8 protein-coding genes and 2 pseudogenes are annotated in these 14,054 nt (G+C 59.6%); 3 read left to right on the forward strand and 7 right to left on the reverse strand.

The features are described from left to right. Positions 1-396 precede the first annotated feature (396 nt). Positions 397-1,845 carry an MFS transporter gene (locus AC6I97_RS14825; protein ID WP_497945284.1) on the forward strand — a complete coding sequence of 483 codons (1,449 nt, stop codon included), beginning with the start codon at positions 397-399 and terminating at the stop codon, positions 1,843-1,845. Between the two features lie 24 nt (positions 1,846-1,869). Here the strand turns inward: AC6I97_RS14825 and AC6I97_RS14830 are convergent. After that, positions 1,870-3,086: pseudogene (locus tag AC6I97_RS14830) on the reverse strand (IS3 family transposase). On the opposite strand from AC6I97_RS14830, the gene AC6I97_RS14835 reads away from it, so the two are divergent. Together AC6I97_RS14835 and AC6I97_RS14840 are read left to right on the forward strand one after the other, a co-directional pair. Continuing rightward, positions 3,063-3,914 carry an aldo/keto reductase gene (locus AC6I97_RS14835; RefSeq protein WP_224090959.1) on the forward strand — a complete coding sequence of 284 codons (852 nt, stop codon included), beginning with the start codon at positions 3,063-3,065 and terminating at the stop codon, positions 3,912-3,914. The pseudogene AC6I97_RS14830 and the gene AC6I97_RS14835 overlap by 24 nt on opposite strands. Before the next feature lie 456 nt (positions 3,915-4,370). Beyond that, positions 4,371-4,648 (forward strand): annotated as a pseudogene (locus tag AC6I97_RS14840) (GntR family transcriptional regulator); the annotation flags it as partial. 656 nt (positions 4,649-5,304) lie between these two features. Here AC6I97_RS14840 and AC6I97_RS14845 read toward each other — a convergent pair. From AC6I97_RS14845 to AC6I97_RS14870, 6 genes are read right to left on the reverse strand one after another with little or no spacing between them, the layout of a single operon-like run. Further along, positions 5,305-7,002: a CocE/NonD family hydrolase gene (locus tag AC6I97_RS14845; RefSeq protein WP_224089827.1), complete on the reverse strand. Its 1,698-nt coding sequence runs from the start codon at positions 7,000-7,002 to the stop codon at positions 5,305-5,307. A gap of 35 nt (positions 7,003-7,037) precedes the next feature. Next, positions 7,038-7,991, reverse strand: a complete 954-nt coding sequence (locus AC6I97_RS14850) for an alpha/beta hydrolase (RefSeq protein WP_224089826.1) — start codon at positions 7,989-7,991, stop codon at positions 7,038-7,040. Positions 7,992-8,026: 35 nt separating this feature from the next. Beyond that, the gene (locus AC6I97_RS14855) at positions 8,027-9,298 is read right to left on the reverse strand and encodes an ATP-binding cassette domain-containing protein (RefSeq protein WP_224089825.1); all 1,272 of its coding nucleotides are present in this window, start codon (positions 9,296-9,298) and stop codon (positions 8,027-8,029) included. Next, on the reverse strand, positions 9,295-11,244 hold the full coding sequence (locus tag AC6I97_RS14860; RefSeq protein WP_497945285.1) for a dipeptide/oligopeptide/nickel ABC transporter permease/ATP-binding protein: 1,950 nt from the start codon (positions 11,242-11,244) through the stop codon (positions 9,295-9,297). Before AC6I97_RS14860 ends, AC6I97_RS14855 begins: the two co-directional genes overlap by 4 nt. Further along, positions 11,241-12,296, reverse strand: coding sequence for an ABC transporter permease (locus AC6I97_RS14865; protein WP_497945286.1), 1,056 nt, complete (start codon positions 12,294-12,296; stop codon positions 11,241-11,243). Before AC6I97_RS14865 ends, AC6I97_RS14860 begins: the two co-directional genes overlap by 4 nt. 4 nt (positions 12,297-12,300) lie before the next feature. Continuing rightward, positions 12,301-14,043 (reverse strand): ABC transporter substrate-binding protein, encoded by a 1,743-nt coding sequence (locus AC6I97_RS14870; RefSeq protein WP_224089821.1) that lies wholly within the window; start codon positions 14,041-14,043, stop codon positions 12,301-12,303. Positions 14,044-14,054 lie beyond the last annotated feature (11 nt).

Consider the following 14,054-nt stretch of genomic DNA (forward strand, 5'->3'; position numbering starts at 1 on the left):
GTTAGCCGGCGAGCTCCACGCCGAACTTGAGAGGAGATCTCCGTCAGGATAGGCAAGAACCTGGCGACCATGAACCCTCTCTGGAAGCGACCGCAGAAGCCATCCTCCGCGTACGAAACACCGGAGAGGTTTCGTTTGGCACCGTGCGAAGAATCGGGGGCTGTACAAGAATGCAAGTGTTCAATCGGGGGCTGTACAAGAATGCAAGTGTTCAGTTGGCGAACGTCTTATGGTTCACCCTGAGGAAAGCTGCTTAGGTATCTAGCGACGCAAGACCGCGTCGCCGGGCTGCGATCTACAGCGACCTCACCTAATATCTGTGAACGAAGGGTACCAATGTCCTCTGGAGACCAAAGATTTGGGAATGCCACGGGCACCCATCTGGGCAAGCGGCGTTTGAAAATAAGCGACATCCGCATAGTCAACAAGGCCGCTTTGAGGCGCGCAGTTGCCGGAACCGTCGTCGGGAATATCATCGAATGGTATGAGTTCGGTGTATTCGCTTACCTCATTACCGTAATGGGCCCTGTCTTCCTGCCCCAGGCCGACCCGACAGTCCAGGCCCTGTACCTCTATGGCACCTTCGCAGTAACGTTCGTTGCCCGACCGCTGGGCGGCGTATTCTTCGGATGGCTGGGAGACAGGATTGGGCGACGGAAGGTCCTGACGTTCACGCTGCTCCTGATGTCAGTTGCCACGTTTGCCACCGGCCTGCTACCGGGTCACGCCGTCATTGGGCTCTGGGCTCCGGCGCTTCTCGTGTTCCTGAAACTGCTGCAAGGATTCTCAGCCAGTGGAGAATACACAGGTGGTGCGACTTTCCTGAGCGAATACGCCCCGGATAAACGACGGGGTTTCTATGTTGGATTTATGGGGTCCAGTTACCTCGGATTCGCCTTTGGAGCTGGCTTGGTAGCTGTTCTACAGCTGGCGCTTGGTCAAGACGCGATGCAGTCCTTCGGCTGGCGTATTCCATTTCTTATCGCAGGGCCTCTTGCCGTCATAGCCCTGTACTTCCGATATCGAATCGAAGAGTCGCCTACCTTCAGCGCCGTCTTGAAGGAGAGGGCTGAGGAATCTCGGAAAAACGGTGAGGTGGCAAAGAACCCGGGTATTGTGCAGGTCATAAGATCCCACGGGCGCTTTATTCTGCCCGTCATGGGCGTAGCGGCCGCCGGAAACGTCATTGCCTACACCATGACATCGTTCACGCCCACGTATCTGAATCAGTCACTGGGATTCCAAGGTTCCCTTGGCACCCTTGTGATATTTCCCTTGTTCATACTCGCGGCCTTTGCAACGCAGTTTTTTGCCTCGCTCTCGGACAAAATAGGCAGGAAGCGGATCCTTTTCAGTGGCGCCATCTTGGGCGTTCTGCTTCCGATTCCAGCGTTCGTCATGATGGGGTCCGGCCAGCTTTGGGGCGCACAACTCGGGACACTTTTCATCATGATCTGCGCAACCCTGTTTTCGTCGAGCTACGCTTCTTCGCTGCCTGAGCAGTTCCCGACGCCGTCACGTTCCAGCGCTCTTGGGCTTGCATACAATGTGGGAAATGCCGCCTTTGGCGGTACAGCTCCACTGGTTGTTGCTGCGATTATTGGAGTCACAGGGAACAAGATGGTGCCCGCTTACTACTTGATGGGCGCTGCCCTTCTGGGACTGATTTCCGTCTTCTTCCTCAAAGAAACAAGTAAGAAGCCTTTGAACGGGTCCCTGCCCAACGTAGAAACAAAGGAAGAGGCTCAGTTCCTCGTTGATACCCAGGACACCAACAGCCTCCTCGATCCAGCGAAACTGCCTCACACCCTTGTTGCTCATCAAGTGCGGTCGTCAAGTTTTTGAGACAGGTTCGTTGTTTGTTTTTGGTTAGGCGGCCAGGGGTTGCTGGGCGCGGGTTTGGTAGTTGGTGTGGGCTTTGGCTGGTGGGATGCCGCCGGCTCTGCGGTTGGGTCAGCGGCGGTTGTACCAGGCCTCGATGTAGTCCATGACCCCAGTCCTGGCGGCCAGCCGCGACGGATAGCGTTGGTGGTGGTAGAACTCGGTTTTGAGGTGGGAGAAGAAGTTCTCCGCGACCGCGTTGTCCCAACACACCCCGACTTTGCCCATGGACTGGGTGACCCCGTTATCGCCGCACCACTTCTGGAACTCATCAGAGGTGTATTGGGTTCCCCGGTCTGAATGGAACACCACCGAGGTCCCGGTCAGATGGCCGTGGTTCCGGGCCATCTGCAGGGCCGCGGTGCACAGGCCCGCGCGCATATGTGCTGCCATGGACCAGCCGATGACCATGCCTGAGAACAGGTCGATCACGGTGGCCAGGTACAGCCACCCCTCACCGGTGCGCAGGTACGTGATGTCACCAACGAGGCGGGTGCCGGGCACTGTTGAGGTGAAGTCCCGCTTGCCCTTTGCATCGAGCATGTGGTTCTCGATATGCGCGGTCTTGGCCTGCGGGTCCTGGACCGTGGTGGCCTTCCAGGCCCGGGTGCGGATGGCCCGCAGCCCGTGTTCGCGCATGATCGCTCCCACGGTCGGGGCTGAGACTTTCACGCCCTTCTCGTTCAGGAGCAGGGTCAGCTGGTCCCGCCCGGCACGGCCTTCTTCTTTTTCGTAGAGCTTGGTCACCTCGGCAGCGAGCTGCTCGTGCCGTACCGCCCGCGGTGACGGGCCGGCAGGGGTCCGCCACCGGTAGAACGAGGCCCGGGAAACCTTCAACGCCCGGCACAGCCACACCACGGAATGGTTGGCCTTCTCCGCTTCGATGAACTCGTAGAAGTCCTCTACTTTTGCTTCGCGGCAAAGAAGGCGCTGACTTTTCCCAGGAACTCAACCTCAGCTTTCAACCGCTCGTTCTCAGCCACGGTTTTCTGGTGTTCTTCCCATGACACCGGGCCCCGGTCCGCGGCCGGGGCGACCGAGCCCTCTTGGTGTTTGCCCCGCTGCCGATGGAGCCAGTTCCCCAACGTGCTCTCGTTCACCCCGAGCTCGTCAGCGACTTGCTTCACTGAACGATCCGAGGACAACACCAGCTGCACAGCTTCCTCACGAAACGCAGCATCATATTTTCTTCTGGGACCAGTCATTCTGAAGTCGATCTCCCATCAACCTGTCTCAGAAAACCATACGACCGCAGCATCCGATTCATAGATACCTCGATCGACTATGGAGAGAGCGAGGCGCTCATCGGGCGCCATATAGGTCATCGTCGGTCGGAGTATCTGCTTGCATCCAAAGTGGGCTGTCCCCTGGACCATAAGCCTGAAGGCCCGACTGACGGTCCTCTTGTCCATGACTATTCGCCTGCGAATATCCGGGCAGGTATCGAGCAAAGCCTCTCGCGTCTACGCACTGACTACCTGGACCTGGCACAGGTACACATTGGGCCTTCTGTTGGGATTCTTCAACGTGATGACGTCTTGGGGACACTGGAACGTGCCCGAGAGGAGGGCAAGGTTCGAGCGATTGGCATATCTTCCACTCTTCCAAACCTCTCTGACCACATCGACCTCGGCGTATTCGAGACTTTCCAAATCTCGTATTCCGCACTGGACCGTTCTCTCGAAAATACTCTTCCACTTATCAACGCCACCGGCGCCGGCGTCATAGTACGAGGAGGAACGGCACGCGCCGCGTTGGCCAAACGGACAGTAGACAGCCAGCGGGCGTCCCCGGATCTATTCTTGAACGATCTGCTGGACGGTGACAGCTTGGAGGGATTCCTTCTTCGCTTCGTCATGACCCGCGCCGAAGTCTCCACAGTGATCGTAGGAACGGCGTCTCCCGAGCACGTCCGGGAGAATGCCAAGGCTGCAGCTCGGGGCAGTCTGGCTGTGGACGTATACGCAGAAGCACGTCGAAGATTGGAGTTTGCTGGATTCCACACTTCGGATTCCCGTGATCAAGCCATTTGATTAGTCCCCACTACGGGATCTCGTGTACAACTGAATAGGGATAAAGCATTGACTCTCTGCTGTGTCAGTTGGCTGTTCTTAGGTATTTGACCACAGGCCGACCACAATCGCGCCGCTCGCCGCCGCGCCAACTGACGTCGAGGCGAGCCGGTCTCGGCTACCTTCTGTGGCGTTGCGGAAACACGACGTGTCTTTACGGAGGAGCGTCGTGACTTATTGCCCTGTGCCGGAGGCGGCGTCACCTTCCATCCATGCATATTGGCTCCCAAGCTTCCGCGACCGGGCCACCAGCTGGAGTGACTTTGAACCGGGACACCATCCCGTAGATGAGCGACCTTGTTGGTGAAGTACGGCGCGGTCTGTATGGACCCGCAGGCCACCATCCATTTTGCGTGTATGCATAGACGTCATTTTTCTCACCGAAGACAATTTCTTTAAAATGTATACGCTGATGGCATGCGCGCCAGTGATCGGGCTTACACCACCCTTCGGGTAGACATTATTGAATGGCGCCTGCATGCTGGGACGGTCCTTGCTGAAGTAGAGCAATCCGAACGCCTTGGGGAGTGTCCCGCACGCCGGTTCGGGAGGCGCTCGCGCGGCTTACGGGCGAAGGATCGACGACGACGGCAGGTGGCCGCGGCGTCGTCGTCACCGACCTCTCGCTGGACAGCATCGACGAACTATTCGAGCTCCGCGAGACTCTGGAATGCCGGGCATCGGCGTTGGCAGCGTGACCCTCCACTTCCCGACATCTTTGATCCAAACCGGGAACCACGACACCGGCTTGGCTTCCCGTTCACAACGTGCTTTGGATTGAGCGCCGCGTTGAATTCAGGCACGACGAACAACTCGACCAGCATGGATCCGGGAGCCCTCTCTATATCGACATCAAACTGATGGTTCGACAGAGGTACGAGGGCGCCCCGCTTGACGAGTTGGTAACGGCCACCTTATGCCCATTTTTCCAGTCGAACTCCCTTGACATTCGGCATCGTATCTGCATTTTTGTGCGGAACTTGGGCCGAGCCCAAGGCTGACAGCGCTCCTCCCAAGCCATAGGCGATGACAGCCTTCACCAATATGACCCGAACTCTTCTTGCAACTCAGCGACACTCGTTGAACCGGGATTGAGATGCCTATCCCAGCCACTCCTACCCGAGCGACAACGATGGCCTATGCAATGTCATCGACACCTCTTGCCATCGCTGCTCCCATACACCTACGACCGAGCTCGGCAGGCCGCTCCCGCACGCGCATTGCCATCAACGAGCAATACATGCGGGCACAGGCCACTCGATCCCTCCCATTTTGCCAACAACTGAAGATTCCGTCGCCAGCTTCCGGCGCCGGGCAGCCCGTGCGGTGCTGGTGGGGACGTTGGTGACCTTTAGGAATCTGCGGCCCCGTCCGGGATGATGGGCAGTTCGATGTGTGATGGTTGGTTGGCGTCGTGGAAAAGCCGTTGGTGCGCGGTGATGAAGTCCGTCTTTGTTTGGTGGCCGGTGTTGAGGTTTCGGTCCCATCGGGGGAAGCAGCTGTTGGTGACTTGCACTCTGAGTCTGTGTCCGGCCAGGAAGACGTTGCTTGTTGACCATAAGTCGATCTCTATTTCCTGGGCGCGGTCTGCGTTGGTGTCTATGCGAAGGATGCCGTCGGCGAGGTTCAGCGACCGCCCGTCGGGGTCCACGTCGCACAGGCGGGCGATCCAGTCCGTTGAGGGCGCGGAGCTTTGGACGTGGAGCCGGACGCGGATCCGTCCTGTCACTTCGAGGTCTTTTTCCAGGACTTCCGAGGTGAAGACGAGGACGTCAGATCGGGCCTCGACCGGGGCTTGGTCGATGGGACCCCGTCCTGGGCCGAGGCCGAGGGGGCCGCCGCAGGTTGGGACGGGGTCGGCAGGGTCGTAGTCGATCTGACTAGGCTCTGATTCGGTGAGTGGTGTTTTGGTGCTGAGGCCGCCGTCGGCATGCAGGTGCCAGCGTTGGGTTTGGGAGCGTTGCAGTGGCCAGGTTTCCTCGTTGCGCCATTCGTTGCGTCCCATCACGAATATCCGTACTGGCGCTGAGGTGCTTGCCGGCTGGTTGTCGGTCAGGTGGGGTCGGAGAAATGCCAGAACCTCATCGCTCCAGCTCCCGTTTGGGTGGGCCCCGGCGTCCCGCATGGACATGATTCCGTAATCCTGGGCGCCGATTCGGTTGCCGAAGTCCGTGTGTGTCCATGGGCCGATGATCAGTCGTGATTCCTGGCCAAGGTCACGCATTGTTGTGTAGTTGTCGATGGTTCCCTGCAGGCAGCTGTCGAACCAGCCGCCGGTGTGCAGGCTCGGGATCTCAACCCGCGCGTGACGCCCGGCGACGCGCAGATGTTGCGTCGCTTTCACGTCATTGGCTTCCCCGGGCTCAACGAACATCGGCGTGCCGTGCCGGCGCAGCACCGGCAGCTCGGCGACAGGCAGTGCCCAATACCCGTCCTTCTCGAGATTGTCGAAGTCTTCGATCAGGGCAGCGACCCGTGCGGTCAACTCCTCATCAGTCAGACCTTGCCGGGCCAGCCAGTTGAACCCGGCAGACAGCGACCACGACGCGATGACAGTCATCTGGGTTGCACCACCGCGGGCAACGAGGGCTTCACGGGGCTCGGTCCATGTCATCAGGGGCGTGATCGCCTTCAACGCAGAAGGTTGCTCAAGCGCGGCCTGCCACTGGGTATTGCCGCAGTAGCTGCCACCGAGCATGCCAACCCGGCCGTTGGAGCCGGCGAGCTGGGCGGCCCAGGCAACAGTGTCAGCGCCGTCAACACCCTCGTGCTGCGAGGGCTCCCACTCACCATCTGAGGCGTAGCGGCCGCGGACGTCCTGGATGATCATCATGAACCCGTCCCGGGCTACTTCTGTCGGGGAGAAACCGTTCCACAGGTTGTCCGCTGCGCCGGCCTTGTTGTAGGGGGTGCGCACGAGCAAGGTGGGCCAGGGGCCGTGCCCAGCTGGCTGGTAGACGTCGGCCCGCAGCACGACGCCGTCGCGCATCCGCGCGGGGACATCGAACTGCACCTGCACGGACGTTGGTGCCTCAGCCTCCGTGTTCATGGAACTATTCATTTCATGCATTTCCGTGTCCAGGGTCATTTGTCTTCAATCTGGTCGCGGAAGATCCATTGGAGTGTCTCGGGAAGCACTGCGCCGCCGTGCCTGAGGGTGTGTCCGTCTGTGCCGAACTCGAACATGGAGTCGTAGCGGCGGTATTTCAGAGCAGCGTCGAGGTCGTGGTTGGCGATCGGGATGTTGCCGTAGATGATGTCGACGTCGCGTTTTCCGGACTGGTGCCAGACTCGGATCGGTTTCCGCGGGGCTCGCCGGATCATGCTGGGAAGGTTGTTTGCTCCCAGGATGTTAATGAAGCTTCCGCAGTGCGAGATCACGTTCCCGAACTGATCCGGGCGGTGGAATGCCGCGATGAAGGCTCCTGCACCGCCGGAGCTATGGCCGCAAATAACGCGGCCCCTTGGGTCCTCGGTGAGCCTGACTTTGGTCCGGATGACAGGAAACAGTTCCTCGACCAGGTAGCGGGCGAAGTCCTCGCTGACCGTGTCGTACTCGATGGCGCGGTTGGTGCTTCCCCCATAGATGGGGTAGCCGGGGCCGGTTTCCCCTGGATTATGGAACAGGCCAATGGTCATCGGGATCTGGCCCTTGTGGACGAGGTTGTCCAGTACCGTGGTGGCGCGACACTGTTCGCCGACGTAGTAGAGACCGTCGAGGCAGACCATGAGGTTGACTGATTCGGCCTCCTCGGCGCCATGGGGCAGGTAGAGGTAGACACTGCTGGTGACGCCGGGGTAGACGGTGTGACTGGTCCATCGGAAGTAGTAGTACTTTCCGGCGGGCACACCTTCTTGCGGAAGCGAGGCGGACGTCAGGTGGTACTCGGAGGCCGTTTCGTTCTCTGATAACTCGAAAGTGGCGAGGTCCTTGCTCGGGGTCTGGTTATCGTCCGAGAGGTTTACCTCAGGTGACATCCCCCAATGGTCAAGATTTACAAGTTCGAGCTCCGTCGTGGCTGTTTGCGAACGGTTCATTCTGAATCACCTTCTCCTTTCGTCTGGTCGGGACTTCATACCTGGCTGCGTTGGACTGCAGCGTGGTCTCCGTTTTGTTCCGCCGCACTGTCCCGCGGACCATCGAGGGATCCGACGAGCGTTCGTGCTCGTTCCCGGTTGCCGGCCTCAATCGCGGTTGCCAGGTCGCGGTACCGTCCGAGGAATTCCTCCGCTTGTCCGTCTGCGCTGAGGGCACGGCATAGTTTCGCTCGGGCTTCTTCGACGAGTGTCAGTACGGCGGTGGGGGTAGTATCGGCGGATGTGCGGGGGGCCAGTTCGAGGATGGCAGCCCGCAGCTCAATGAGCCTATCGAGGTCCGCAGTGTTTTCCGGAGCGTTGAGCAGCGCGTGCGCGAGGGCCGTTGCCCTTGGAGTGGGCTGAGCCACGACCTCGGTGACCGCCTGTTGCTCCAGTGCCAAAAGAAGCTCGTCTCCAACGCTGGCGTGCCGGCTCGCGGTGTCCGTGGAGAGACGAGCCATTGCTTTTCGGGTAGCACGACGTACCTGTTGGAGATCTGCGTCGGAGCTGAGGGAGGCCGTGATGAGTTTGCGGGTGTAGGGCTGGGTGGGTTGTTCGGTGACTGCACTGGCTTCGCCTTCTTCGACCAGGTGGCCGTGTTCCAGGACCGCGATCCGGGTACTCATGTGCCGCACGACCGCCAGGTCGTGAGTGATGAAGAGGTACGCGACCCCGCGCTCTCGCTGAAGCTCGAGGAGCAGATTGAGAACCTGGGCTTGTACGGACAGATCCAGTGCAGACACTGATTCGTCACAGACGACAAGCCTGGGCTCTGGGAGCAGTGCACGGGCGATCGAGATCCGCTGGCGCTGGCCGCCGGAGAACTGAGCAGGGAACTTGGCCAATGCCGACCGGTCCAGACCAACGCGTTCCAGCATGGCCACTACCCGCGCACGCTGTTCCGAGGGCGGCAATGACAGAGTCGCCAGCGTCTCGCCCACTGTCTGCTCAATGGTCCGGTGGGGGTTAAAGGAGCTGTACGGGTCTTGGAATACCGCTTGGATCTGCGTGCTCAAGGCCAGCCGTTCGCGCCCGGAGGCGCCGGTGATGTCACGTCCGTGGAAGGCGATGGTCCCCTTCGCAGGCTGCACAAGCCCCAGCACACAATTGCCCAGGGTTGACTTGCCTGACCCGGACTCTCCGACAAGCCCGAGGGTTTGCCCTGCGCTGAGGCTGACGCTGACATCGTCCAGTGCGAGTTTGTCCTTCCGCCGGCCCCGGCCACGGTAAAGAACACTCAGGTCACGTACTTCAAGCAGCGCACTCATTTCGTCACCAATCCGGCTGCCGTTGTGCGGATGCAGCGCGCGCTGCCGCCGTCCTTGAGAGGTATCATCAGGATGGGTGCCGCGAGGCAGGCTTCCTCGACGAGGCCGCACCTGCCAGCGAATCTGCAACCGGTAGGCCAGAATGCCGGCAGCGGCACCGTCCCGGCGATGACCGGAAGCAATTGGCGTGGGGCCGTACCCACAGATGAGGACTGCAGCAGGGCCCGGGTATAGGGATGCTCCGGGCTGGAGATGAGGGAGCGAACATCTGCTTCCTCGACGACTTGTCCGGCGTACATGACAAGGGCCCGGTCGCACGCTTCTGCGACGACCCCCCAGTCGTGAGTGACAAGTATCAGCGCCATCCCGCTTTGCTCGCGCAGCTCGTTGAGCAGGTCAAGGATCTCAGACTGGACTGAAACGTCCAGGGCCGTCGTGGGCTCGTCGGCGATCAACAGTTCTGGTTGGCCCGCAAGGGCACGCGCGATAGCGATCCGTTGCGCCATGCCACCGGAAAGCTCATGCGGGTATTTCCTGGCAATCAGGTCCGGCTCGGTTAGCCGGACTCGTTGCATGAGCTCACGGGCGATCTGCCGCGCACGGCTCTTCCCGACCCTCTGGTGCAACCGAATCGCTTCCTCAAGCTGGTGCCCGACCGTGAACGCAGGATTCAAGCTGGAGATCGGTTCCTGTGAGATGAATGCGATTCCGGTTCCTCTGTACGAATTCAATTCGCGCTCGCTCAGCGACGACAGCTCAACGTCTTTGAACTTGATGGACGCGGACTGGACGTGGGCGCCAGGAGGAAGCACACGCAGTATCCCAGAGATCGTCATCGACTTACCGCAACCGGATTCGCCGACGATACCAAGTGCTTCCCCGGGGCGGATATCGAAGCTCACGGTGTCCACAATAGGAAGTTCGCCTTTGCCGCGCGGGAGGCTGACCGACATGCGGTTCACGCTCAGGACAAAGTCCCGCTTCGGAACTTCTTCCTCAGCACCGACCGTTGCCCCGATCCGGGAGACCCGGGCAGGCAGGCTCCGCCAACTATAGGCCTTGGTAGAACCGCTGGACCTGCCCATGTAGGCGTCACGAATACCGTTTCCGACCAGTGTCAAGCTCAGCGCGACCACAGCGATGATCCCGCCTGTGGGCACGAGCATCCACGGGGCCATGGGCATCGCCTTTTGCGCGTCGGCCACCATGTTTCCCCACGTCGGAGCCGGAGGTGGGACCCCCAGGCCGAGATATCCGATCCCGGCACCGGCAAGGCAAGCGACCACCGCCACAATGCTGATCTGCGTCAACGCAGGGCCGGCCACGCCGGAGAGGATATGCCTCTTCATAATTTGAAGGCTGGTCAGTCCGGCAATTCGTGCACCAGCTACGTAGGCTTCCTCTCGGACAGCGATCGTTGCTGAATAGACAACTCGCGCCAAAGTGGGCGACATGATGACACCGAGCGTCGCCATGGCGGCGGTCTCATTGTTGCCGAAGATGCTAAGGACCACCAGGAGCATGACCAGACCCGGCACGGCGAGGAGCAAGTCGCACAGGCGCATCGCAACCTGCTCCACCCATCCGCCGAGCGTACCCGCCCCGATGCCCAGAACAAGACCGATAACCGTGCACACCACAACGGCCTGCGCGATCCCCAACAGAGTCGTCTGCCCGCCGAACAGCAACCGGGCCAGGATGTCGCGGCCCAGTTGATCCGTTCCCAGCAGGTGAGCTGCAGAAGGCTTGGCGTAGATATTCAGCAAGTCCTGATCGAGCGGACCATACGGTGAGACGATAGGGGCCAAAATACAGGCGATAATGACGACCAGCAGGGTAAGGCCGCTGGCAACCAGCAGTGGCTGCCGCAGCAGCCGCGAAGCGAAGCCTGAGCCGCGCGCCGCCGCGCGGGCGTCCGCTTCGGATGTAGGGGCGACCATGCTCATAGCGACCTCACCTTAGGGTTCAGGAGACCGTTAACGATGTCCGTGAGAAGAAAAACAACGACTACCATGGCTGTGTAAAAAACAGCCAGCCCCTGGATGACCGGCAGATCGTGCTTTGCTGTGGCCGTCACCAGCTGCGCACCCAGACCAGACATTCCAAAGATCTGCTCCATCAGAATCGTGCCGCCAAGCAGACTCACGAAGACCAGGCTCACCATGGTCAGGACAGGCCCGCCGGCATTCTTGGCGATGTGTTTGAGCAGAATCCGCGTGCCCGAATAGCCATTGGAACGGAGGCTGCGCACATAGTCGCTGCGCATCGCGGTGAGCATTTCAGCTCTGGTCACGATGGCAACCAGGGCAGCTTCGGCGATACCGAGAACGGCGACCGGAAGCACCAGTGACCGGGCCCACTCAGATGGAGAGTCAGCGAAAGGAATATAGCCGGAAACGGGTAGCCAGGCCAGCGTCACACCGAAGATGAGAGCGGCGATCAGGGCAAGCCAGAAACTCGGGAGGCTTCGACCCAAAACGGCAAGGACCTCGGCAACCCGGCCGATGACACCTCCCCGGACAGCTGCCAGTGCTCCCAGGCTGATGCCTAGCACTATGACAATGATCAGGGCACCCGTGGCCAGTGACATGGTCACAGGGATTCGCGCCAGGATGGTCTCAGTCACCGGACGACCGGAGGTAATGGACGTACCCAGGTCCCCTCCCATTGCGTTCATCAGCCAGGCCCCGTACTTCTCCAAAACAGGACGGTCCGCGCCCATTTGCTCATTGAGTTTCGCGACCGCTTCCGGGGAAGCTGTCGGACCGAGTATTGCCTGCCCCACAGTGCCAGGTGTGAGGGAACTCAGCACGAAAACAACAAGCGAGATGATCCCCATCAGAGGAATCCCCATTAACAACCGGCGAGTTACAACTCCCAGCATGATCTCTCCTTCACGTTTAAGAGCAACGCAAGCAACACACGCTGATAAGCGATCGCAATGCCTGCGCCCGTCTCCAAGGCGGTTAGTCCCGGCCCCTTGTGAGGGCCGGGACATCAAATCAGCCCTTGGGTTTCCAAGCCGACACCGCGAAATTGCCCATCGGTTCAGGAGTACCGATATCGACTCCCTTCGAGTACACAAAGTGCGGAGTGTTCACGATGGGCAGGTACCAGACCTTGGAAGAGATCGTCTCGTTGAACTGCTTTGCGTTCTTTTCAAAATCTGATTCAGATGACGCCATCAGCGACTCGTACGCACTCTCAATGTCCGGATCAACAGACGTAAACGGATTCCACACCGCCGAGTACGGCAACTTGTAAAGGCGGTAGGCTTCAAGCGGCTGAATACCATACAGCCCGTAGGAGACCGCCCCCGCCGAGTACTGTTTGGTGGCCATATCCGTCCAAAAACCAAGACCAGCAATGGACTTCAGGTCAATCTTGACCCCGATTTTAGCGAGTTGGTCCACAGCAGCACCCACAGCCGTGTTCACAGCCGTGTCATCGGAGTTGGTGATCATCGTCATCGAGAAACCATCCGCGTATCCCGCTTCAGACATCAGAGCCTTGGCTTTGTCCACATCATAGGTGTACTTGGACGACAAATTGGCGTCATAGCCAGGGAAACCCTCAAGCGTGAACTGGTCCGCGGGCTTCGCCTCCGGCCCAACGGCCTTCGCGATGAGATCCCGGTCCAGAGCCAAAGCCATCGCCTGACGAACACGCACGTCACCCAGCGGCTTCGTTGTCTCCCCACCCCGGTCCCACAGCATTACCGCAGCGGCAGAATTCCGTTGAACCGTTGCGTCGAAGCCCTGCGACCTCGCCTGCGCCACAAGGGAAGTGCCACCGGTCATGTCGACCTGAACCTGGCCCGTCGCGAGGGCACTCAAAGCCGTATTCGGATCCGCGATAACACGCAGAACGATCTTCTTGTAGTTCTGACGGGACTTATCGTAGTAGTTCTGGCGCGGTTTGAAGGCATAGTGATCGCCCGGTTCACTCTCGTCGGCAACGTACTCATACGGCCCAGCGCCAAACATCTGGGTCTTCAGCTTGGCCGGGTCCTTCAAACCAGCCTCACTGATGATCATGCCGTTATTACAGTTCCCGTTATCGGAAAGGACCTGCTCAACTCCCAGAAACGGTTGCTCGGAAGTGATCTGCACCGAATCGCTGCCCTTCGCCTCAACCTTCCACGGCTTGATATAGCCATCATTGACCCCAGGCACAGACTTGTAATAATTCAATGTGTCAACCACAGACTTAGCCGTCACATCAGTGCCATCCGCAAACTTGATGCCAGAGTGGATCTTCATCGTGAACACCGTGTTGCTCTCCGAGTACTCCCACGATTCAGCGATCCCCGGCTCGTAACCACCCGACGAAGAAACCCGGATAAGCGGCTCGTAGGTCAACTGGAAAATCGGGCTACTACACTGCGCATTAAGCTCAAAACTCGTCGGATACTCACCATTAATAGCCACAGTCAAAGTGTCCGACGCCGACGACGACTTCGCAGCCCCGCCATCACAACCAGCAAGCACCCCAACACCAACCACCCCAACCACAGCCGCCGCCGCCCAACGCCAAGACCGGCCCCGGCGCCCCGGCCACACCCTCCACAAACCCACCATCATCTGCACTCCTTCAATCCCTAGGCATTCGAGGAACGGCGTCAAAACCTTAGGGCCGACCTCATCGTCGATGAGCCGATTAACGGTGTCATGCCACTCAGTGGTACGGCGTTCCGAAGAAACTGGCTCGCCAACTATTATCTTGGTCACATGGGCGGGTGTCAATAAACTTTACC

The sequence above is a fragment of the Arthrobacter sp. TmtSoilC48 genome (assembly GCF_059739425.1).